Annotated in this window: 19 protein-coding genes; 7 read left to right on the top strand and 12 right to left on the bottom strand. The window is 55.2% G+C overall.

Annotation, left to right across the window (positions count from 1 at the left end; all coding sequences use genetic code 11):
• Positions 1-518 precede the first annotated feature (518 nt).
• From pqqU to putP, 5 genes are all read right to left on the bottom strand, one after another.
• Positions 519-2,666, bottom strand: coding sequence for a TonB-dependent receptor PqqU (gene pqqU, locus OCH02_RS03055; RefSeq protein ID WP_261429787.1), 2,148 nt, complete (start codon positions 2,664-2,666; stop codon positions 519-521).
• A 212-nt stretch (positions 2,667-2,878) separates the two neighbouring features.
• Entirely contained in the window at positions 2,879-4,171 is a 1,293-nt protein-coding gene (gene efeB / locus OCH02_RS03050; protein ID WP_261429784.1) for an iron uptake transporter deferrochelatase/peroxidase subunit, read from the bottom strand.
• A gap of 10 nt (positions 4,172-4,181) precedes the next feature.
• Positions 4,182-5,318: an iron uptake system protein EfeO gene (gene efeO, locus OCH02_RS03045; RefSeq protein ID WP_261429782.1), complete on the bottom strand. Its 1,137-nt coding sequence runs from the start codon at positions 5,316-5,318 to the stop codon at positions 4,182-4,184.
• A gap of 18 nt (positions 5,319-5,336) precedes the next feature.
• Positions 5,337-6,182 carry an iron uptake transporter permease EfeU gene (efeU, locus tag OCH02_RS03040; protein ID WP_261429779.1) on the bottom strand — a complete coding sequence of 282 codons (846 nt, stop codon included), beginning with the start codon at positions 6,180-6,182 and terminating at the stop codon, positions 5,337-5,339.
• Between the two features lie 251 nt (positions 6,183-6,433).
• The gene (gene putP / locus OCH02_RS03035) at positions 6,434-7,918 is read right to left on the bottom strand and encodes a sodium/proline symporter PutP (protein WP_261429777.1); all 1,485 of its coding nucleotides are present in this window, start codon (positions 7,916-7,918) and stop codon (positions 6,434-6,436) included.
• A 618-nt stretch (positions 7,919-8,536) separates the two neighbouring features.
• Between putP and putA the strand changes: the two genes are divergently transcribed.
• From putA to OCH02_RS03020, 3 genes are all read left to right on the top strand, one after another.
• Positions 8,537-12,508 (top strand): trifunctional transcriptional regulator/proline dehydrogenase/L-glutamate gamma-semialdehyde dehydrogenase, encoded by a 3,972-nt coding sequence (gene putA, locus OCH02_RS03030; RefSeq protein ID WP_261429774.1) that lies wholly within the window; start codon positions 8,537-8,539, stop codon positions 12,506-12,508.
• Positions 12,509-12,674: 166 nt separating this feature from the next.
• Complete coding sequence (locus OCH02_RS03025) at positions 12,675-12,872, top strand: type II toxin-antitoxin system HicA family toxin (protein ID WP_261429772.1); 198 nt, start codon at positions 12,675-12,677, stop codon at positions 12,870-12,872.
• A 16-nt stretch (positions 12,873-12,888) separates the two neighbouring features.
• Positions 12,889-13,302, top strand: a complete 414-nt coding sequence (locus tag OCH02_RS03020; RefSeq protein WP_261429770.1) for a type II toxin-antitoxin system HicB family antitoxin — start codon at positions 12,889-12,891, stop codon at positions 13,300-13,302.
• A gap of 31 nt (positions 13,303-13,333) precedes the next feature.
• Here the strand turns inward: OCH02_RS03020 and tcyN are convergent, their stop codons facing one another.
• The 7 genes from tcyN to OCH02_RS02985 form a co-directional block, all read right to left on the bottom strand.
• Complete coding sequence (tcyN, locus tag OCH02_RS03015; protein ID WP_261429767.1) at positions 13,334-14,086, bottom strand: L-cystine ABC transporter ATP-binding protein TcyN; 753 nt, start codon at positions 14,084-14,086, stop codon at positions 13,334-13,336.
• Positions 14,087-14,089: 3 nt separating this feature from the next.
• Positions 14,090-14,752 (bottom strand): cystine ABC transporter permease, encoded by a 663-nt coding sequence (tcyL, locus tag OCH02_RS03010; protein WP_261091948.1) that lies wholly within the window; start codon positions 14,750-14,752, stop codon positions 14,090-14,092.
• Positions 14,752-15,552, bottom strand: coding sequence for a cystine ABC transporter substrate-binding protein (gene tcyJ, locus OCH02_RS03005; protein WP_261429765.1), 801 nt, complete (start codon positions 15,550-15,552; stop codon positions 14,752-14,754). Before tcyJ ends, tcyL begins: the two co-directional genes overlap by 1 nt.
• Positions 15,553-15,666: 114 nt before the next feature.
• Positions 15,667-16,659 carry a D-cysteine desulfhydrase gene (locus OCH02_RS03000; protein ID WP_261429763.1) on the bottom strand — a complete coding sequence of 331 codons (993 nt, stop codon included), beginning with the start codon at positions 16,657-16,659 and terminating at the stop codon, positions 15,667-15,669.
• A gap of 127 nt (positions 16,660-16,786) precedes the next feature.
• The gene (fliZ, locus tag OCH02_RS02995) at positions 16,787-17,296 is read right to left on the bottom strand and encodes a flagella biosynthesis regulatory protein FliZ (RefSeq protein ID WP_261429761.1); all 510 of its coding nucleotides are present in this window, start codon (positions 17,294-17,296) and stop codon (positions 16,787-16,789) included.
• A gap of 57 nt (positions 17,297-17,353) precedes the next feature.
• Positions 17,354-18,076, bottom strand: coding sequence for an RNA polymerase sigma factor FliA (locus OCH02_RS02990; RefSeq protein WP_261429760.1), 723 nt, complete (start codon positions 18,074-18,076; stop codon positions 17,354-17,356).
• A 183-nt stretch (positions 18,077-18,259) separates the two neighbouring features.
• The gene (locus OCH02_RS02985) at positions 18,260-19,528 is read right to left on the bottom strand and encodes a FliC/FljB family flagellin (protein ID WP_261429758.1); all 1,269 of its coding nucleotides are present in this window, start codon (positions 19,526-19,528) and stop codon (positions 18,260-18,262) included.
• A gap of 281 nt (positions 19,529-19,809) precedes the next feature.
• Between OCH02_RS02985 and fliD the strand changes: the two genes are divergently transcribed.
• The 4 genes from fliD to OCH02_RS02965 all read left to right on the top strand — a co-directional run bounded on the left by fliD (position 19,810) and on the right by OCH02_RS02965 (position 23,227).
• Positions 19,810-21,207: a flagellar filament capping protein FliD gene (fliD, locus tag OCH02_RS02980; RefSeq protein ID WP_261429757.1), complete on the top strand. Its 1,398-nt coding sequence runs from the start codon at positions 19,810-19,812 to the stop codon at positions 21,205-21,207.
• A gap of 27 nt (positions 21,208-21,234) precedes the next feature.
• Entirely contained in the window at positions 21,235-21,645 is a 411-nt protein-coding gene (gene fliS, locus OCH02_RS02975) for a flagellar export chaperone FliS (protein ID WP_012145664.1), read from the top strand.
• A complete protein-coding gene (fliT, locus tag OCH02_RS02970) occupies positions 21,645-22,013 on the top strand; it encodes a flagella biosynthesis regulatory protein FliT (RefSeq protein ID WP_261429755.1) in 369 nt (122 codons plus the stop codon). Before fliS ends, fliT begins: the two co-directional genes overlap by 1 nt.
• Before the next feature lie 347 nt (positions 22,014-22,360).
• Entirely contained in the window at positions 22,361-23,227 is an 867-nt protein-coding gene (locus tag OCH02_RS02965; RefSeq protein ID WP_261429753.1) for a helix-turn-helix transcriptional regulator, read from the top strand.
• Positions 23,228-23,363 lie beyond the last annotated feature (136 nt).

Raw genomic sequence — 23,363 nt, 5'->3', positions numbered from 1 at the left:
GCGTAATTAAAACCGGATTAAAAAGTGACAAGAATTTGTGATGACGAGCGTGTGGAGTAGCCTGGAAAAGAGAGTCGGAGAGAATGCCCTCGTTACAACGAGAAATCAGGGAAGGTCTGTTATTTTTTCTTTCTAGCCCAACCAAGGACTTTACCATTAGCGATCCCCGCAGTGTTATTTACAGCTTCGAGCTGTGCACCTTGTGAAAACTACCGCCAGATGATTACAGTATAATGACATTCAACCTTGCCGCGTTACTAAAATGTAAAAAAATTTAATCTTTTTTGTTTTCACGTAGCGCACGAACACTATATCACGCCGATTACGTCATTCAATAAAATTTTTAATACACATAATATCAAACACTTACCATTAAATGACGTCGATGACATTTTGGTTTCCCGATTAAATTTCACCCAACCCAGAACCTGTCAATCCCCCCGAAATTTATAAATAAAAAAGGCGGGAAAGCTCCCGCCCTGATGCTGAATGATGACGCCGACAGGCGAGTCCGCAAGTTACTCGAAGGTATAAGAAACGCTCAATCCGCCGCCCCAGTTTCTGCCCGGTGCCGGTTCGTAGTAACGGCCATTGCCTTCATTAACGATCACCGAGCCCACATATTGTCGGTCAAACAGATTATCTACCCGACCGAAAACGTTAAGCATCCAATTGCCCAGCGGATAACGGTAGCCAGTATTCAACCCAACGGTGGTATAAGCCGGGGCCTGCTCCGTGTTGGCATCGTTAACTTCAATATCGCTCATATAGCGCACCTCTGCACCGGCATACCAACCTTCCGGCGGTGACCAGGCAAGCGAAGCATACCCCATATTACGTGCAATGCCCGGCATGCGGTTGCCACTGGGTACCCTGTTGGCCGTCGAACACTGGCTGTCGCCGCATACATCATCACGATAGCGTGCATCCAGCAACGTCCAGGCCAACTGCACCCGCCAGTCATAAGCGAATTGCTGATCCAGCGCCAGCTCCAGGCCACGCCTGCGGGTTTGTCCGGCGTTTTTGTAGCTGGTGCGGCCGTTGCTGCTTTCATCCACCACGATTTCGTTGCGAGTGTCAGTCTGGAAAACGGCAGCGGTCAGCAGGCCATTGCCAATGCGGGTTTTACTGCCCAACTCCACCGTGTCGCTGGTCGAGGGATTCAGCCCGAAGTTCAGCCCGGCCTGATCGCCAGAACGGTAAGACAGTTCGTTAATGGTCGGCGTCTCAAAACCGCGACCGGCGGAAAGATACAGGTTCCAGCCGCTCATCACCGCATAGTTAAGAGAGCCGGCAGGCAGCCACTGATGGTAACTGGCACTACCGCTGTCATCACCATTAGCGCCGGTGACGTAGTGATCGTTAGAGTCGAAATTGACGGTGCTGTAACGCATACCAACATCCAGCGTCAGCTGTTGCGTCAACTGCCATGAGGTTTGCAGGTAAGGATCCACATTCCACATCAGGTTGCGTTCGTTGCGGCGCAACGCTCCCTCGGTACCCAGCTCAGTAACTCCGTTGACCTGGGTAAAGTTTTCATACCCTTTGCGCTGCTCGGTCATGGTTTCATAATCCAGCCCGCCGGTCAGGGTATATGGCACGCCCAGCTCGCCATGGTGCGTCCAGCGGGTATCAATTCCCTGATAATGGCGCGTCAGGTCAATCACCCCACCCGGATGCTGCGCACTGCGCTGCTGTACCGCGACCGGGATCGACTGGTACTGAGTGGTTTCACGCTCACCGGCATACATCATGATGCTCAGGTCGTCATCAGTGCCCATCTGACGCTGATAGTGCAACCCGGCCTGCGTTTGTGACGTGGTTTTGCGCGTATTGTACTGATCGGCTCGCGGGGCCTGGCGCGGATTATCGTGCCATTCGGCGGAGGTCAGACCGCCCGGATCATTGGCGTTGATATCAACACTGTTAAACAGCAGCGTGAGCGTGCTGACATCGTCGATGCGAACGCCCAGTTTGGCATTACCCAGATTTTTCCGTGCGCCACTGTGGTCACGGAACCCTTGAGTGGTGAAACGGGTGCCGGAAATGGTGTAGTTGACATCACCTGCGTGGGTACCGTCACCGGTCGCTCCGGTGGCCTTGACGCCATAGCGCCAGGTGCCGTAGCTGCCGAAGTACGAACTGGCCTCAAGGCGGGGCGGCTGTTGGCCTGTTTCGGTTTCCACATTCACCATGCCGCCGGAAGCATTACCGTAGAGCGCGGAAAACGGGCCGCGCAGCACTTCCACCTTCTCGACCGAGTTAAGATCAATGTTCGAGGTCTGCCCCTGCCCATCCGGCATGGTGGCCGGAATGCCATCGACATAGATACGCACGCCGCGCACGCCATACATTGAGCGCGCGCCGAAACCACGCACCGAGAGCTGCAAATCCTGCGCATAGTTCTGGCGGTTCTGAATTTGTAAACCGGGTACGCTGCCCAGACTTTCCGACAGGTTGATCTGTGGCCGTGCCTCACGGATTTGATCGCCCGTGACCACGCTGACGGCAGCCGGGGTTGAGAGTTCAGAAAGACCGCTGCGCTTGGCGGTGACCACCATGGTCTGTTCGCTGTCCTTGTCCTGCGCAAAGCTGGCAGAAACAGGCAGTAGGGCTGGAATAACCAGCGCTGAAACTGCCAACCGGTTTTTATGAGTGCTTTTCATCAGGGGATTGCCGTTAAAGGGATCGAATTATATGAACCATTTGGAACGTTATGGCCAGCATGTTAATGCTTTTAACAAAAAATGAAAATAGTTAGCTTAATTAAAGCCCGGTCCCCCAATTGCGCAAGGTCACTATTGATTTTAATTAACGGTGGTTCGTCGTGAATGACAGAAACAATCAGGCGGGGATCCCCCGCCTTTTTAGACGTGGCTTAGGCTTTCAACAGGCCGCTGCCCAGGTAATCATTGGCGTCTTTTACCCCAGGTAGCGCAAAGAAATAGCCGCCGCCGATCGGTTTGGCATACTCTTCCAGCGCTTCGCCGTTCAGGCGCTTTTGCACCGTCAGGAAGCCTTTTTCCAGATCGGCCTGATAACAAACAAACAGCAGCCCCATCTCCAACTGACCGGAATTGGACACGCCGATTGAATAGCTGTAACCACGGCGCAACAGTAAGTTGCTTTGGGTTTGCGGCGTGCGCGGGTTGGCCAGGCGAATATGCGCGTCCATCGGGATCATTTTCCCCTCGGGATCTTGCGCGTAGTCCGGCTCGTCGTGCTCATGCTTCATGCCCAGTGGCGCACCGCTGTGCTTGTCGCGGCCAAAGATGGTTTGCTGTTCCTGCAACGGTGTGCGATCCCAGAATTCCACGTGGAAACGGATAATACGCGCGGCCTGGTAGCTGCCACCCACCGCCCATGCCGGTTCCCCGGCGTTGTCTGCAGTCCACACCACCTGATCCATCAAGGGTTTGTCGCTGGTTTTCGGGTTGGCGGTGCCGTCTTTAAAGCCCAGCAGGTTAATTGGCGTTTCCTTGCCTTTGCTACGTGCGGCGTGGGCAGAAATAAACCCTTCCCGCTTCCAGCGCACGCTGAGCAGATCCGGCGAATGCTTGATAATGTCGCGCAGCGCGTGGAGAGCAGTTTCATTGGTATTGGCGCAAATCTGCAGCACCAAATCCCCGTGGCACAGGCTGGCATCCAGCGAATCGTTAGGGAAGCGCGTCATTTTCTGCAGCCGCAGCGGTTTTTGCGCCTGCAGACCGAAACGCTCGTCAAACAACGAGGTGCCGACCGATACGGTGATCGTCAGGTTATCCGGATAAATCTCCGGCCCCATAATGCCCGAATCGAGCGGTGGCAACTTGGGATCCACCTCCGGCGCCCTGCCACCCGTGGTCAGGAAAGCAATGCGGGTGGTCAGCAACCGGAACAAACGCTCCAAATCCTGCTTGTTACTCGCCAGCACGTCGAACGCGACCAGCATCATCGCGGCCTGCTGCGGCGTGAGGATCCCGGCCTGATGCACGCCATAGAACGGCTGCTTCTGCCAACGTTCGTCCTGCGGTACCGCCAGCGGATCGGTGGTTTTATCCGCCGCCTGGGTCAGACGGCTGCCGCCCAGCGCCAGCACGCCCAGCCCCAACCCCTGCAATAAACGGCGGCGCGACGGTGACGCCGCGCCCTGTGGATGCGGCCCGTTTTCCGGGCCGATCTTGTTACTCATTATGCTTGCCTCAATCCAGACCCAGAACGCCACGCAGTTGTGACAAATCTTCCGCCAGGGTCGTGATCGGCCCTTTCATGGCATTGCGATCGGCATTGGTCAGCTTCTCGTAAGACTCATAGCCGTCTTTGGTTTTGTACTTCGCCAAAATGGTATCAACGGTTTTAAAGTTGGCGTCGATCTTGTCCAGCAACGGTTTATTGGCCTTGACCAGCAGCGGACGCAGCAGGTTAACGATTTTCTGCGCGCCGTCGACGTTAGCCTGGAAATCCCACAGGTCGGTACGGCTGTAACGGTCTTCTTCACCGCTGATTTTGCTCGCCGCGACTTCTTCGATCAGACCGGCCGCCCCGCCCACCACTTTGCTTGGCGGGAAGGTCAAATCGGTGACGCGTTTTTGCAGCTCGAGGGTGTCGTTATACAGTTGGTCGGCGTATTTGCTCATGTCTTTGGTGGTGTTATCGGCAAACAGCGCTTTTTCCAGGCGGTGGAAACCGGTGAACTTCGGATCTTCCGCTTTCTTCTCGTAATCGTCTTCACGGGCGTCGATACTGCCGTCCAGGTCGGAGAACAGTTCGGCGATAGGTTCAATGCGTTCGTAGTGCTGGCGTGTCGGCGCATAGAGTTTACGCGCCTGTTCCACGTTGCCGGCTTTGATAGCGTCGGTGAACAGCTTGGTCTGCTTAACCAGGCCTTCCACTTCTTTGGTCACATAAACCTTGTATTCGGCAATCGGCCCGACCAACTCCATTGCATTCGGTTTGCCGTCGGTGGCGGCGCCTGCGGCAGCGGTCACGGTCAGCTTGCCCTTGGGGTTGCTGAGCAGTCCGCAGGTCATGTCGTATTCACCCGCCTCCAGGTTGGCGGTCATCTTCTGGGTGAAGCCCGGCGCGATATTCTCACGCTCTTCCACCACCATCACCCCTTTGAGGATTTCCCATTCGACGTTTTTCTGGCTGGTGTTGTGCACCACAAACTGGGTTTTACCGGCCGCTACCGTCAACTGCATCGGCTCACACTGTTTGTCGTTAACGGTAATTTTCACCTGCGGCACGTCCGCCGCCTGAGCGTTGATGCTTAGCGCGAACGCCGGCAAAGCCAGTAATGCTGCGTGCAACGCCTTGCGGCGGAATAATGGAGTAGACATACAAATTCCCTATTAAAATTAATGATTGATTTTACGTTGCGCCGAAACCGCTGCCGGTTCCGCACGCTGCGGCAGGAAAAAGAAAATCAGTGCTGGGATCAGATACAGGAAATAGACCGCTACTTCGCTTACCGTTGGCGCTTCCTGATAGCCGAAGATACCTTCGAGCAGGGTGCCAAACAGCGAATGGGTCGACAGATGGTTACTGAAGTCGAAAGCGATATCCTGGAAGTGGTTCCACAATCCGGCCTCATGGAAAGCGCGGATCGCCCCGGCAGCCAGGCCGGCGGCCACGAACAGGATAAACAGGCTGGTCCACTTGAAGAACTTGGCCAGATGCAACTTTACGCCGCCCCAGTAGATAACCATGCCCAGCACGATGGCCGCCACCAGGCCGAGTACCGCACCGATAGGCGCCGCAATGCCAACGTCTTGCTGGAAGGCTGCCAACAGGAAAAACACCGACTCCAGGCCTTCGCGGGCCACGGCAAAAAACACCATCGCCACCAGCGCCCAGCCCTGGCCTTTACCGGAGCTGAGTGCGTTATCGATAGCGCCTTCCAGATGCACCTTGACCGACTTGGATACTTTGCGCATCCAGAACACCATATAGGTGAGGATCAGCACCGCTACCACCGCAACAATGCCTTCAAACAGCTCTTGTTGCTTCTGCGGGAATTCGCCGGTGGTTTCATTGATGAAAATACCGAGCGCCAGGCACAGGGCAGCGGCAACAATCACCCCTATCCATACCACGCCTAGCCATTGACCGCGCTGCGTGCGTTTGAGGTAACTGGCAATCAGGCTGACGATCAACGCCGCCTCCAGCCCCTCACGGAACATGATAAGGAAGGGAACAAACATAATTAATAACCCCTAAAAAGGCATCTGCTGCGAAGCGTCCGCACGCGAGAAATGGCGGTAACGCCAATGTAAAGAAAAGTAAAACACAACGATAGTGATTATCATTCTGGCTGGAAGAAATACAAGAGCCACAAGGGTGATTTTTTCTAATCAAATGTCGCCAGGTGTTTCAGGCAGATGACAGAAAACCACGGAATAGAAAATGACAAAGGGCGCATTAAGCGCCCTTTGAGACTCGCGGTGCAAGAGGATTAAACGGTTTTGAACTCGGCTTCGGCCTGATCAAAACGTTCGGTGATGGTTGCCGAAGGCTGACGCCCCATCAGGCTCACCACCACGATGGCGATACAAGCGAACAGGAAGCCAGGGATAATTTCATACAGATCCAACCAGGCAAACTGTTTCCAGACGATCACCGTTACCGCACCCACCAGCATACCGGCCAATGCGCCATTACGGGTCATGCGTGACCACATTACCGAGATCAACACCACCGGACCAAAGGCCGCACCGAAGCCGGCCCAGGCGTAGCTCACCAGACCCAGCACGCGGTTTTCCGGGTTTGCCGCCAGCGCGATGGCAATCAGCGCCACCAGCAGCACCATGAAGCGCCCGACCCACACCAGCTCACGCTGGCTGGCACCTTTACGCAGGAAAGCTTTGTACAGGTCTTCGGTAATCGCGCTTGAACACACCAACAGTTGACAGCTCAGGGTGCTCATTACCGCTGCCAAAATTGCCGACAACAGAATGCCCGCTACCCACGGGTTGAACAGGATCATCGCCAATTCGATAAACACGCGCTCACCGTTCTGCGACACATTGCCCGCCAGCGAAGGGTTGTTGGCAAAGTAGGCGATACCGAAGAAACCGACGGCAATGGTGCCGGCCAGACACAGGATCATCCAGGTCATGCTGATGCGGCGTGCGCTGCGAATGGTACGGTGAGAGTCTGCCGCCATAAAGCGCGCCAGAATATGTGGCTGACCGAAGTAACCCAGGCCCCAACCCAGCAAGGAGAGGATCGCTACAAAGTTCAGGCCTTTCAGCATATCGATATTGGCCGGGTTCTTGGCCTCAATCACCATCATCGAGGTATCAATACCGCCAACCGCGAAAATAACAATCACCGGCGTCAGGATCAGCGCGAAAATCATCAGGCTGGCCTGCACGGTGTCGGTCCAACTCACCGCCAGGAACCCGCCAATGAAGGTATAAAGGATAGTGGCCGCAGCACCGGCCCACAGCGCGGTTTCGTAGCTCATCCCGAAGGTGCTTTCGAACAGGCGCGCACCGGCCACGATGCCGGAAGCACAGTAAATAGTGAAGAACACCAGGATAACAATGGCGGAAATCACCCGCAGCAGCTTGCTGTTGTCTTCGAAACGGCTGGTGAAGTAATCCGGCAGCGTCAGGGCATTATTGTTGGCTTCGGTATGCACGCGCAGCCGCCCCGCCACCAGCTTCCAGTTGAAATAAGCACCGATCGTCAGGCCAATGGCAATCCAGCTTTCGGAGATGCCGGACAGGAAGATGGCGCCCGGCAAGCCCATCAACAGCCAGCCGCTCATGTCTGATGCGCCGGCAGAAAGCGCGGTCACTACGCTACCCAGGCTACGACCGCCCAGAATGTAGTCGTCAAAGTTATTGGTTGCCCGATAGGCAAGTAGGCCGATTAACACCATCCCGAAGATATACACCAGGAAGGTCACCAGCATCGGTGTGCTCATTGTCATGAAATTCTCCACTCTCATTATTATTTCGCGCTGTATTGCGATATCCCCGTCATCTTTCAAGCTGCAGCGTTGTTACCTGCGCTCGCCTAGCTGCAGCTTGAAAGCTATAGGGTATAGTTACTGCTTGCCAATCCGCCGGAACGTGGCGAAATCGCGGGCCCCCGCAGGTGAAAATAGTTTCCGCCCGCAATTGTCTGACTGCCGGCTATCCTAGATGACCCATTCATTATCCAACAAGATATTTAACAACAAAGTTACACAAAGTTTACCCTGCGTCACATTTAACCGCTCTCAGGGTTACACCTGACAGCACCAAACAGAGTTGCACCTAATAAAAATCTCATGTTAGCCCTGATATTACTGGGGATAACCTACTCACCGCCTCCCTCGCCACCCTGTCGCGCCAAAGGCCACGCAAGAACCATGCCGATTATTGATGTTAAAAAATCGATGGAACTCACACTTCGTTCATCCGCCTGATTTAACACGGTTGCACAAAGTTGCAACATGCTGGATATTGTCTGCATTCATCACAGCACACAACGCACGAACCTATCCCAGCAGCCTATCTGGCCCGCCGTTTTTATATAGGTTCTTAAACACAGGAGTTGGATTGGCATGGGCACTACCACCATGGGCGTAAAGCTCGACGAGGCAACTCGCGATCGCATCAAAAGCGCAGCACAGCGTATCGATCGCACGCCGCACTGGCTGATCAAGCAGGCCATTTTTAATTATCTCGAGCGTCTCGAGAACGGTTCCGACATTCCTGAAATCCCTGCCATTGCCGCTGCCGGCCAGGCCGAAGCGGACGACATTATGCCGCAACTGCAGGAAGAGTCCCACCAGCCATTCCTTGAATTTGCTGAACAAATTCTGCCGCAGTCGGTCAACCGCGCGGCGATTACCGCAGCCTATCGCCGTCCTGAGACCGAAGCGGTGCCGATGTTGCTCGAACAGGCGCGTTTACCTGCCGATCTCGCCAAAGCCACCCATAAGATGGCTTACGATATTGCCGAGAAGCTGCGTAACCAAAAGAGTGCAAACGGCCGCGCCGGTATGGTGCAGGGCCTGTTGCAGGAGTTCTCCCTTTCCTCACAAGAAGGCGTGGCACTGATGTGCCTGGCGGAAGCCCTGCTGCGTATTCCTGACAAACCAACCCGTGACGCGCTGATCCGCGACAAAATCAGCAACGGCAACTGGCATTCTCACCTTGGCCGCAGCCCGTCGCTGTTCGTTAACGCTGCCACCTGGGGCCTGCTGTTCACCGGCAAACTGGTCGCGACCCATAACGAAGCCAACCTGTCGCGCTCACTGAACCGTATTATCGGCAAGAGCGGTGAACCGCTGATCCGCAAAGGCGTGGACATGGCTATGCGCCTGATGGGCGAACAGTTCGTGACCGGCGAAACCATCGCCGAAGCGCTGGCCAATGCCCGCAAGCTCGAAGACAAAGGTTTCCGCTACTCCTACGACATGCTGGGTGAAGCCGCGCTGACCGAAGCCGACGCGCAGGCCTACCTGGTGTCTTACCAGCAGGCGATCCACGCCATCGGCAAGGCCTCTAACGGCCGCGGTATCTATGAAGGCCCGGGCATTTCGATCAAGCTTTCCGCCTTGCATCCGCGCTACAGCCGTGCGCAGTACGAACGCGTAATGGAAGAGCTTTACCCTCGCCTGCTGTCATTGACCCTGCAAGCGCGCCAATATGATATCGGCATCAATATCGACGCCGAAGAAGCCGACCGCCTGGAGATCTCACTCGACCTGCTGGAGAAGCTGTGCTTTGAACCACAGTTGGCCGGCTGGAACGGTATCGGCTTCGTGATCCAGGCCTATCAAAAGCGCTGCCCGTTCGCCATCGACGCCGTGATCGACATGGCGCAGCGCAGCCGTCGTCGCCTGATGATCCGTCTGGTGAAAGGTGCCTACTGGGACAGCGAGATCAAACGCGCCCAAATGGACGGGTTGGAAGGCTATCCAGTTTACACCCGCAAGGTTTACACCGACGTTTCCTACCTGGCCTGCGCCCGCAAATTGCTGGCGGTGCCAAACCTGATTTATCCGCAGTTTGCTACCCATAACGCCCACACCCTGAGCGCGATTTACCACATGGCAGGCAACAACTACTACCCAGGCCAGTATGAGTTCCAGTGTCTGCACGGCATGGGTGAACCGCTGTATGAACAGGTGGTGGGGAAAGTCGCTGAGGGTAAGCTAAACCGCCCTTGCCGCATCTATGCTCCGGTCGGTACCCATGAAACGCTGCTGGCTTACCTGGTGCGCCGCCTGCTGGAAAACGGTGCCAATACCTCATTCGTTAACCGTATCGCCGACGCGACTCTGCCGCTCGACGAACTGGTGGCCGATCCGGTCGGCGCAGTTGAAGCCATGGCCGCCAGCGAAGGGCAAATTGGCCTGCCGCACCCGCGTATCCCGCTGCCGCGCGAGCTGTATGGCGAGAAACGCACCAACTCCAGCGGCCTGGACCTGTCCAACGAACAGCGTTTGGCGTCACTGTCCAGCGCATTGCTGACCAGTGCCACGCAGCCATGGCGCGCAGAACCCATTATCGATGCCGAACTGGATCAGGGCGTGGAACAACCGGTGATTAACCCTGCCGAACCGGGCGATATCGTCGGTTACGTGCGCGAAGCCACCGAAGGGGAAGTCAGCCGGGCGCTCGATGCCGCTGCTGCTGCCGGCCCAATCTGGTTCGCTACCCCGCCGTCCGAACGCGCCGCCATTCTCGAACGCGCCGCTGAACTGATGGAAGGCCAGTTGCAAAGCCTGTTGGGTATTCTGGTACGCGAAGCGGGTAAAACCTTTAACAACGCCATTGCCGAAGTGCGTGAAGCGGTCGATTTCCTGCATTACTACGCCGGACAGGTACGCGATGACTTCGCCAATGACAGCCACCGTCCACTGGGCCCGGTGGTTTGTATCAGCCCGTGGAACTTCCCGCTGGCGATCTTTACCGGCCAGATTGCCGCGGCGCTGGCTGCAGGCAACAGCGTGCTGGCAAAACCGGCCGAGCAAACCCCGCTGATCGCCGCACAGGCGGTACGTATTCTGCTGGAAGCCGGCATTCCACAAGGCGTGCTGCAACTGCTACCAGGCCAGGGTGAAAGCGTCGGCTCAGTGTTGGTCAATGATGCCCGCGTGCGTGGCGTGATGTTTACCGGCTCTACCGACGTTGCCGGTATCCTGCAGCGCAATATCGCCGGTCGTCTGGATCCGCAAGGGCGTCCAACGCCGCTGATCGCCGAAACCGGTGGTCTGAACGCCATGATCGTTGACTCTTCGGCTCTGACCGAACAGGTCGTGACCGACGTGGTCGCCTCCGCCTTCGACAGTGCCGGTCAGCGTTGTTCTGCCCTGCGTATCCTGTGCATTCAGGAAGACGTGGCGGATCATACGCTGCAAATGCTGCGCGGCGCGATGGCCGAGTGCCGCATGGGTAACCCGGAACGCCTGTCTACCGACATTGGCCCGGTGATCGACGCCGATGCCAAAACCGGTATCGAACGTCATATTCAGGCGATGCGCGCCAAGGGCCGCAAGGTCTATCAGGCGGCGAAAGGCAATGCGCAGGATGAGAAAGAGTGGTCACGCGGTACCTTTATCAAGCCAACGCTGATCGAACTGGACAGCTTCGACGAGCTGCAAAAAGAGATCTTCGGCCCGGTACTGCACGTGGTGCGCTTCCAGCGCTCCAATATGGAATCGCTGGTCGATCAGATTAACGCCGCCGGCTATGGTCTGACGCTGGGTATCCACACCCGTATCGATGAGACCATCGCCCGCGTCACCGAACGCGCCAAGGTCGGTAACCTGTACGTTAACCGCAACATGGTCGGTGCCGTGGTCGGCGTGCAACCGTTTGGTGGCGAAGGCCTGTCCGGCACCGGTCCGAAAGCCGGTGGTCCTCTGTATCTGTACCGCTTGCTGGCCAACCGTCCGGATGACGCGGTGCTACGTACCCTGAAGCGACAGGATGACGAACGCCCGCTGGAGGCTACCGCACGGCCACAACTGCTCAAAGCCCATCAGGCACTGGAGCAATGGGCCGTTGCCGAAAAACAATCTGAGTTGGTGACGCTGGCACAACGCTACGCCGAACTGGGCCAGGGCGGCACCCTGCGCCCTCTGCCAGGCCCGACCGGCGAGCGCAATACCTACGCCCTGCTGCCGCGTGAGCGGGTCCTGTGCCTGGCCGATAACGAAGCCGATGCCCTGGCTCAGTTGGCTGCGGTACTGGCAGTGGGCAGCAGCGTGCTGTGGCCGGAAGCCGAGCTGCAACGTGCCCTTTATCGCCGCCTGCCGGCTGCGGTTCAGGCCAGCATCAGTTTCAGCAAGGACTGGCAGCAGGACAAGGTCGAGTTTGACGCCGCCATTTACCACGGCGATGCCGATCAGTTACGTACCCTGTGCGAGCAAATTGCCCAGCGCAGCGGCGCGATCGTTTCGGTACAGGGCTTTGCCCACGGCGAGACCAATATCCTGTTGGAACGTCTGCTGATCGAACGCTCGCTGAGTGTCAACACCGCTGCCGCCGGCGGTAACGCCAGCCTGATGACCATAGGTTAATCCGTAGCGCTGGATTACCGCCTTTTATCATCCAGCCTGCGTACCTTCCCGCAAACCCTGCACTCGTGCAGGGTTTTTTATTGTCTGCACAAAAGCGGCACGTTAGCGTATTAATCTCGTTGCCATCAAGTGTGTATAGTGTGTACAATAAAAGGACGGTAAGCGTGTGAAAAGTTCACAACTGATCGGGCTATTAGAAAAGAATGGTTGGGTCTTAGAGCGGATAAAGGGAAGCCACCATCAGTTTAAACACCCGGGATCCCGCCTGGTGATCACCGTTCCACACCCGCGTAAGGATCTGAAACCGGGAACGCTGCGCCAAATTATGAAAGATGCTGGACTGCGTTACCCCCTGGCGCCATGAATTAACAGGAGAAATTATGTTCTACCCTGCTTATGTACATTCAGAACACGACGGCAGCGCCAGCGGTTTCTTTCCCGATGTGCCAGGCTGTTATTTTGCCGGCGATACCCTCGATAAAGCCTTTGAAGACGCGAAAAGCGCGCTGGACGCGCATTTCGAGCTCCTGAGCGAAGATAACCAGTCCATCCCACACCCACAGGCCGTTTCCTTCCATCTGGCGCAGGAGAGCGACACGCTGAACGGCGGACAGTGGCTGCTGGTCGACATCAATATGGATAAGTTTGACGGTCGGGCTGAGCGTATCAATATTACCCTGCCGCACCGCCTGCTGAACCGCATCGATTCAATGGTACAGCAGCATCCGGGCTATGGCAGCCGCAGCGCCTTTTTGGCCGCAGCCGCCCGTAATGAATTATTGAACGCCGGTTAATCGAGAGTCAGGGGGCAAAATGCCCCCCTTGTTACTGATTCAGGAACTTATCGAGGAATTGTTGGGTGCGCTGGTGTTGCGGATTAGCGAACAGCTCTTTCGCCGGGCCCTGCTCGACGATACGGCCGTGGTCCATAAAGATGGCGCGGTCGGCCACGTCACGGGCAAAGCTCATCTCGTGTGTCACGATCACCATGGTGCGTTTTTCTTCCGCCAGCGAACGGATGGTATTGAGCACCTCGCCCACCAGTTCCGGATCTAGCGCAGAAGTGGGTTCATCAAACAGGATCACTTCCGGCTGCATCGCCAGCGCGCGGGCAATCGCCACCCGTTGCTGTTGGCCGCCGGAAAGACGACGCGGATAGGCGGACTCTTTACCGTTCAAGCCCACTTTAGCCAACAATGTCCGTGCCCGCTGTTCGGCACTGGCTTTTGACTCGCCTTTAACGATAACCGGGCCTTCAATAATGTTTTCCAGCACCGAACGGTGTGGGAACAGATTGAAGCTCTGGAACACGAACCCGACTTGCTGGCGTAACGCCCGCACCAAATTTTTCTGTTTGTTCAGCGATTTGGAACTGTCGATCTGAATATCGCCGACGCGAATGGTTCCGGAGTCCGGTACTTCCAGCAGGTTGATGCAGCGCAGCAAGGTGGTTTTACCCGAGCCGCTGGGCCCGATAATCGCCACCACTTCGCCCGCCCTGACCTCCAGATCAATCCCATGCAGCACCGTTTGACCCTTGAACTGCTTGATCAGCTGTTTCACTTCGATGGCACTCATGCGTTACTCCTGATCCTGGCGGTTGACGTGGGCTTCCAGACGATTTTGCAGCGCAGAAAGCAGAGTCGCCATCACCCAGTAAATCAGCGAGGCCGCCAGATACATGGTGAACACTTCCAGTGTGCGCGAGGTAATCAACTGCGCCTGACGGAACAGTTCCGGTACCTGAATGGTCGCCGCCAGCGAGGTGTCTTTCACCAGGCCGATAAAGCTGTTACCCAGCGGGGGCAATGCGGTACGCGCCGCCTGCGGCAAGATCACCCGGCGCAGCGTCTGCCAGCGGGTCATACCTATGCTGGCTGCTGCTTCCCACTGCCCTTTTTCGATCGACGAAATTGCCGCACGCAGGGTTTCTGAGGTATAAGCCGCGGTATTCAGCGACAGGCCAATCAGCGCCGCCGGGAAGGGATCAAACTCGATGCCGAACTGCGGCAGACCATAGTAAATCATGAACAGCTGGGCAATCAGCGGCGTGCCACGGAACAGTGACACGTAAAAACGCGACAGCCAGGACAGCGGCCATAACGGCGAAAGGCGCATCAGCGCCAGCAGAAAACCGAGCAATAAACCGAGCGCCATGCCCCCCAGACTGAGCTGGAGAGTGAGTATCGCGCCCTTCAATAAAAATGGCGCTGAATCCAGCGCCAGTTGAATACTTTCGTGCATTATTTAGTTACGTCCGCGCCAAACCATTTGTCAGAGATCTTCGCCAGCGTGCCGTCTTTTTGCATGTCGGCAATCGCCTGGTTAATCGCGGCCAGCAGTTCCGGGTTGTTTTTACGGACCGCTACGCCAGACTCCTGACGGGAAAACGCCGGGCCGGCTACCGCCAGCGTATTGCCGGTTTTCTTCACCAGATCCAGGGCCGCCAGACGGTCAACCAGAATGGCATTGATACGGCCTACGCGCAGATCCTGGTATTTGGTCGGGTCATCATCATAGGTGCGCACATCCACGCCCTGCACATTGTCACGCAGCCACTGTTCGTAGTTGGTGCCCAGACCGACGCCGACCTTCTTGCCTTTCAGATCGTCCGGCTTGGTGATGGTGCCTTCATTGCCCTTCTTCACCAGCGCCTGAATACCGGAGACGGTATAAGGCGTGGAGAAATCATATTTCTTCTGGCGCTCTGGCGAAATGGTCACCTGGTTGATCACCACGTCGATACGTTTTGAATCCAGCGAGGCCAGCATGCCGTCCCACTTGGTCGGGTTCAGCTTGGCTTTTACGCCAAGATGCTGTGCCAGCGCATTGGCGAAATCAACTTCGAAGCCGGTCAGTTTGCCGTCTTCCCCCTGGAAGCTGAACGGCGGGTAAGTGCCTTCCAACCCTACGACCAGGGTCCCGTGATGCTTCACCTGCTCCAACAGATTATCGGCGGCATAGGTTTGCGTGCTCAAACCGGCGGTCAGCGCCACGCCCATTACACCCAGCAGCAATTGACGACGAACTTTAGAAAACATCATAAACACCCCATCTGTTGTTTATCTTTTTTGATTTCAGCACTTTAACAGCCACAACATTTGAACGCAGGAATATAACATTATAAATATAGTTCAAAATGGAATAACCAAGTGCGCTCACACCTGTGGATGGTAGGCAAATAGCGCTGGAGCACCACCGGTATGGATGAACAGAATCGGGCCGTCATCACGGAAACGCTGCTGGGCGACACCGTCTATCAGACCAGCCATTGCCTTGCCGCTATACACCGGATCCAGTAACACCCCTTCCTGCTGCGCCAGCAGCTGGATAGCCGCCAGCCCTTCTTCATTTGGCATGCCGTACTGCGGTGCGAAGTAATCATCCCACAGTGTGATGGGCGCCAGTTTGTCGATAGCCAAACTGCTGGCCAGCGCTTTTTGGATCAGCTCCACCTTGGGCAATTGGTCGATAACTTTGCGTGAAACGGTCACACCGACAAGTTCAGTCTCCGGCAGCAATTGCTGCAGACCGACCGCCAGCCCGGCATGGGTCCCGGCACTGCCCGACGCCACCACTACCGAACTGAAAGCGACATTGCTGCCTCGACTCTGCTCGGCAATTTCCAGCGCACACTGTACGTAACCCAATGCACCCAGCGCATTAGAGCCACCTACCGGCACCACATAAGGTCGGAAGCCTTGTGCTTCGAGGCGTGTAGCCAGATCGGTCAACTGCTGCTGCGGATCGTGCAGCGCTTCGCACATTTCCACCTGCGCGTTGAACAGCCCGAGCAGCAGACGGTTGCCGTTGGTCAGGTAATTTTCTTCCTGGGTGTCGATCGGATTTTCCAGCAACGCCACGCAGTGCAGGCCCAACTTGGCCGCCACCGCCGCCGTTTGGCGCACATGGTTGGATTGGATGGCACCGGCGGTGACCAGCGTATCGGCTCCCTGACGCAGCGCATCGGCGGCCAAAAACTCAAGCTTTCTCAGTTTGTTACCGCCCATTGCCATCGGCGTGACGTCGTCACGCTTGATGTAAATTTCACGGCCAAGGTAGTCTGAGAGGCGAGACAGCTTTTCGAGCGGTGTGGCAGAGCCGACTAAATCGAGACGCGGGAACTGCGCCAATTTTTGTTGCAGATTCACAACTTCCCCCAGGGAATCAGGTATCAATAGCTAAAGGATAGATTTAGCAGATGTGAACCTAATAATCACTCTTTATTAGTGATGGAAGCGCGGTGAAAACCCCGGCCGGCGTGCCGGGGAGGCAAGATCAGTAGTTTTTCTGCCAGGCGAGATATTGGTCGTATTTACGCAGGGCAATGCGGTAATTGTTGTGTGCCGCAGAAGGCAAGTCTTCGATGATGCGCTGATGGCTGGCGCTGCTGGCAAACTTGTCGGCCGGGTAGTTGCGTTCCACCAGCATTTCGTCCAGTCGACGCAAGCGCACCACGTATTCGCGAATGGTGCTGTGGCTCATTTCGGTTTGCTCAAACAGATACTGCTTGAAGGCCATGATGTCGAAATAGCTCGGATGGCTGTTGCAGGAAATTTCACTGCAGAACCGGCACAGTGCGGTCAGCTCATTTTGCACATTCAGCCAGACGTGATCGTCAATCGGCTGATCCATACGCGCGATGGCGTCTTTATTGATGATTTTGCCACGAAACACCAACGCCATGCGATCCAACAACTTGCCGCACTGGGAGCAATGAGTCTGGCCGTGTTTGTAATCTTTTAAATAACGGCTCAACGGCCGCTTTTTCAACAATATTCCTGGCATTAGGCAGTCCGGTTTTCGCAATGGTGGCAAGGGTGAAGGTTCCGAGTTGAATGCATGTCAGTTCTCGTTAGCCAAACGGGCGCGCAGGCGCTTGATCGCCTGACTGTGCAGTTGGCTGACACGCGACTCCCCCACGTCCAGCACGGCACCGATCTCCTTCAGGTTCAACTCTTCCTGGTAATACAGCGTCAGCACCATTTTCTCGCGCTCCGGCAACGCCTCGATGGCGTCGATCACCCGCTGGCGCAGATTGCCCTCCAGCAGATGATGTAACGGATTGGCCTCTTCGTGCCCTTCCAGCAGCGGTTCGGCGCTTTCGCCATGCTCTTCCCGCCATTCGTCGTAGGAGAAAAGTTGGCTGTTATTGGTGTCCAACAGAATTTGACGGTACTCATCCAGTGACAGATTCAGCGTCTGCGCAACTTCCACTTCGCTGGCCGGGCGGCCCAGTTGCTGTTCCAATTGCCGCATGACCTGCGCCACTTCACGCGCATGGCGACGCACACTGCGCGGCACCCAGTCGCGGCTGCGCAGCTCATCAAGCATGGCACCACGGATACGTTGCACCGCGTAGGTAGTAAAGGCCGTTCCCTGCATAGCGTCATAACGCTCAACGGCGTTCAACAGGCCGATTCCTCCGGCCTGCAGCAGATCGTCGAGCTCCACGCTGGCGGGCAGCCTGACCTGCAGGCGCAACGCCTCGTGGCGCACTAACGGAACGTAGCGTAGCCAGAGAGAATTTTTGTCCATCACGCCTTCGGCGGTATACAAATCGCTCACTATGTCTAAAACCTGCGGATAAGAGAGTCAGCGCTATTATCCGTAGGGGGCAAAATGCCAATCGACTGAACAGTCGTACAAAACAGGCCTTATTTGCGCCATGCACTATCCCGGTGGCAAGCGACCATAAAAAAACCCCGCCGAGGCGGGGTTCTTTGCGACAGGTTAATCGGGGAGAGTCGATTAACGCAGCAGGGACAACACGTTCTGAGTAGACTGGTTAGCCTGTGCCAGAACAGAGGTGCCAGCCTGTTGCAGGATGTTGGCACGGCTCATGTTAGACACTTCGGTCGCGTAGTCAGCATCTTGAATACGAGACTGGGAAGCAGACAGGTTGTTCACGGTGCTGTTCAGGTTGTTGATAACAGAATCGAAACGGTTCTGTACCGCACCCAGGGAAGAACGCAGACCGTCAACCTGAGACAGTGCCTTGTCCAGAGTTGCCAGTGGGTCAGCAGTTTTAGGGTCGGTAGATTGCTGAACGCCTTTGGTCACTTTACCGGCGGAATCTACAGAAGCCTTGAAGAAAGCGTCGTTGCCGTCAGCGTCTTTGCCTTTCACCACGTAGCCGGCTTTACCTGCTGCATCGGTGTAAGTGCGCAGTTCGTCGCCGGTGCTCAGGCCGCTCACCGTGTTGGTACCCACTTTAACTTGAGAAGCTTCTTTCAGACCTGCAGTAGGTTTGGTCGCAGCCGCAGTGGAGTCCCAGCTTGCTTTACCGGTTGCATCTACTGTCGCGTCATAGATAGCGCCAGTGGTGTCTTTAACGAAGTAGTTAACAGTACCAGTACCGTCGTCAGCAGAGTACAGCTTGCCGTCGCTGGTTTTTGGCGTGGTGTTGGAGTCAGCCGCGATGGTCGGCGCGCCCATTTTGTCGGTAGCTGTTACTGCTGCAGTACCCACTTTAGTGGTATCGATTGGATCTGCCACGCTGAACTTGTCCAGGCCCAGAGTTTTAGAGTTGATGTTTTTCAGATCAATCTGGATGGTTTCGTTATCGTTGGCACCCACCTGGATGGTCAGTTTCTGGTCGCCGCTCAACACTTTTACGCCGTTGAAATCGGTTTGTTCAGAGATACGGTTGATCTCGGACAGACGCTGAGTGATCTCGTCCTGGATGGACTGCAGGTCGCTGGAAGAGTTGGAACCGTTCTGAGACTGTACGGTCAGGCGACGGATGTTTTGCAGGTTGTCGTTGACTTCGTTCAGTGCGCCTTCAGTGGTCTGCGCCAGGGAGATACCGTCGTTGGCGTTACGAGAAGCCTGAGTCAGGCCCTTGATGTTTGCGGTGAAGCGGTTAGAGATTGCCTGACCCGCGGCGTCATCCTTGGCGCTGTTGATACGCAGGCCAGAAGACAGACGCTCAATCGCAGTACCCAAAGAAGACTGTGATTTGTTCAGGTTGTTCTGCGCCATCAGCGACAGGCTGTTGGTGTTAATTACTTGTGCCATTGTATGCTTTCCTTACGAGTCAATTGCGATCTTCGCAACAGGGTTTAAATGGTTCGGGCTGCTTTGCCCACGGCGTCAACCACCGTCCCATCAGGTATCGGCCCTCCCCCTGCAACCTTTAGAAATTTTTTGTTTTTTTTTCGCTTACAGGCAATGGCAGAAATAACGCGCTTTTTCCTTCTTCTATTGCATCATCAGTTTTTTATTTTTTCGGTAAACTTTCTCTCCACTGGGCCGATAACGCGTAAAGCGAATAAAGTCATAATCAAGGAGAATTACCAATGGCATCGATCAGCTCATTAGGCATCGGCTCAGGACTTGACCTCAACGGCTTGCTGGACAAGCTAACCAAAGCGGAACAGCAGCGACTAACGCCCTATACCACCCAGCAAACCAGCTATAACGCCCAACTGACGGCTTACGGCACCTTGAAAGGTTCGTTGGAAAAGTTCGATAACTTAAGTAAAGAGTTGGCGAAACCGGCATTTTTCAACAACACCACCGCCAGCACACACGACCAGTTCACCGTCACCACTACCGATAAAGCCGTGGCGGGTAACTACATCGTTAAGGTGAATGCGCTGGCCCAGCCGCAAACACTGACCACCCAAGCCCCGATCGCCAATCAGACCGAAAAACTGGGCGCAGCAGGCAGCAACGACCGCTCAATTACCATCACCGCAGGCAATCCGCAAAAAGACGTGAAGATCCCACTGAGCGATGAGCAAACCTCACTGGTGGAAATGCGCGATGCGATCAACAACGCCAAGGCCGGCGTCAATGCCACCATCATGCGCGTAGGGGATGATGACTACCAGCTGGCGCTCAGCTCCACGACCACCGGGGAAAAAAGCACCATCTCGGTGCAGGTCAATAATGACGATAAGCTCGGGGCCATTCTCAACTATGACAACAAGACCAAAAGCGGTTCGATGAAGCAAACCGTGGCCGGTCAGGATGCCCAGATCGAGGTCAACGGCACGCCGATCAAACGCAGTACCAACTCGATTGTTGATGCGTTGCAGGGCGTGACTATTGATCTAAAAGCCGTCACCAAAGCCGACGCACCACAGAACCTGGTTGTCAGTACCGATAAAGCCGGTACCGCCGATAAAGTAAAAGAGTGGGTCGATAACTATAACTCGCTGCTGGACACCTTTAACTCGCTGAGCAAATTTACCCCGGTCAAAACCGGCGAAGCGCAGAATGCCAAGAATGGCGCGCTGCTGGGGGATAACACCCTGCGCGGTATTCAGTCATCGATTAAGAGCGCGCTCAGCGCCGCGCAGGACAACCCGGAACTGAAAGGACTGGGCAACCTGGGCATCTCGACCAACCCAAAAACCAATAAACTGGAGATCGACAGCACCAAGCTGAACAAAGCCATTGATGAAAAACCGGCACAGGTGGCCAACTTCTTCGCCGGCAACGGCAAGGACACCGGCATGGCGACCGAGATCCATAACGAGATCCAGAACTACATCAAGGCCGGCGGCATCATCGAGAACTCGACCAAAAGCATCAATACCAACCTCGACCGCCTGAACAGCCAGATAACCACCGTGACCGCCAGTATTCAAAACACCATAGATCGCTATAAACAACAATTCGTTCAACTGGATACCATGATGTCCAAGTTGGGCAGTACAGGTAATTATTTAACCCAACAGTTCAAATAAGAACTTTTTAACCAGGTAATAAATCACATGTATAACCGAAGCGGAACTCAAGCCTACGCCCAGGTCAGTCTGGAAAGCGGCGTAATGAGCGCCAGCCCGCACCAGTTAATCGTGATGCTTTTCGACGGGGCGCTTAGCGCCCTGTTACGCGCACGCATTCTGATGAACCAGGGCGATATCGCCGGCAAGGGACTGGCACTGTCAAAGGCCATCAACATTATCGACAACGGCCTGAAAAGTGGTCTCGACCACCAACAGGGCGGTGAAATGGCCGATAATCTGGCGGCGCTGTATGACTATATGAAACGACGCCTGATGCAGGCCAATCTGCATAATGACGAGGCGGCGATCACCGAAGTGGTCAAGCTGCTGGAAAATATTGCCGACGCCTGGCGCCAGATCGGCCCCAATTATCACCCCTCTCAGGACGCCGTATAATGGAACGTCAACAGCAGCTGCTAGCCGCGTATCAACAAATATATAGCCTGAGCAGCCAGATGATCGCCCTGGCGCAAACCGAAAGATGGGAGGATCTGGTCGAACTGGAACTGGCCTACGTCACCGCAGTGGAAAGCACTGCCGCCTTTACCGGGCAGGCCGGCCCATCGATGGCACTGCAGGAGTTGCTGCGCAACAAGCTGCGGCAGATCCTGGATAACGAAACCGAGCTCAAACGCCTGCTGCAACAACGCATGGACCAATTAAAAGAATTGATTGGTCAGTCAACTCGTCAGAACGTGGTTAACAGCACCTATGGCCAGTTTAACGACCGCGCCCTGCTGTTGGGAGAGCCGCAAGTCAGATGAGCTCATAACAATAACGGGAAAAGCAGAATAAATAGCACTATGCACTATTATTCTCCGGTTAAGTCAGGATATAAATCCATGGGAATTGAATTATATACATCTATAATATTTTCACCCCACCCTGGTAGGGTACGTTTATATTCGCCCCGACCTACACGGGCGCAGCATGCATCGCTCCTAAGAGACGGATAAATATTACGCCGACACGGACGTTTTCTGTTCAGCAGGAAATTGATTTTTGATAGATAAAACACGTCGTTGTGTTTCACAACGCATGGAAAAATGTTGCTCCAACGCCGATCAAAGCGTAAAGATATTCCCAGATACTGGCTGCGAAATGAATATCGATGGAACGTACAATTAATCTTTGTCCTGGAATTGGTGCCTCGGCGCATATCATTCAGCATACTGAATTATTATTCCCTTCAGTTTATTTTGAACAACCCCATCTGTATTTGGTACAGCAAGGCCATAAACGCGTACGTTGGCAACAGCGTGAAGTGGTGGCTCATAGCGGGGAATTGTTGATTATCGACGGAGGGCAAACCGTAGATATTGTTAATGAGCCCTCAGAGGAAGGGGTGTTCAGCTGTCAGTTGTTGACCTGCGATCCGTTGCTGTTCGCCGCACCACCGACCCAGGTCGAAACCCAGCCCACGACAGCATTTGACGCGGTGCTGGCATTACGCAACCTGCCCTGCGCACTAATACACAGTTTTGAAACTACCAGCCTGGCGCTGGCACTTAAACACCGTTTCCCTGCGGTCATCATGCGCCACAAAATGCTGGAGATTCTGCTGTGGCTGAAGCAATTCAATATCAGCTTCATTCATAACGAGGCTAGAAATTTAACCCAGCAGGTGCGCCGTTGTCTGGCAACCGATCCGCATAATATCTGGACGGCGGCCGAGGTAGCGGACACCCTGTCGATGAGTGAAGTGATGCTTCGCCGTAAGCTGTCGGCAGAAAATAACTCGTTACGTAACCTGATGATCGACGTACGCATGAGCAGCGCACTGGCATTGCTGCAATCCACCGATTGGCCCATCTCCGCCATTGCCCAGCACGTCGGTTATGAAAGTTCCTCACGGTTTGCAGAACGTTTTCGCAAACGTTTTGGCTTTGCTCCCACCGCCATTCGCGGCCACCAACGGGCAATGGAGAGCAGCGCTATTCGCCCCAATCATTTCAGCATGATGGAGGCACAAGAATGACAACCACTGCCATAAGTTAAATCATTGAGCAACGGGAGCCCCATTTATGCAGTGCGGGTTAGCGGAAAACAGCCGGGTGGGATAGCATCGGCGAGCATTAATTCAATCAGGGGTGATGAACCATGCTCAACGAAAA

The sequence above is a fragment of the Serratia quinivorans genome (assembly GCF_946227985.1).
Lineage (GTDB): Bacteria > Pseudomonadota > Gammaproteobacteria > Enterobacterales > Enterobacteriaceae > Serratia > Serratia quinivorans_A.
This window is presented reverse-complemented; position numbering and strand designations above follow the sequence as displayed.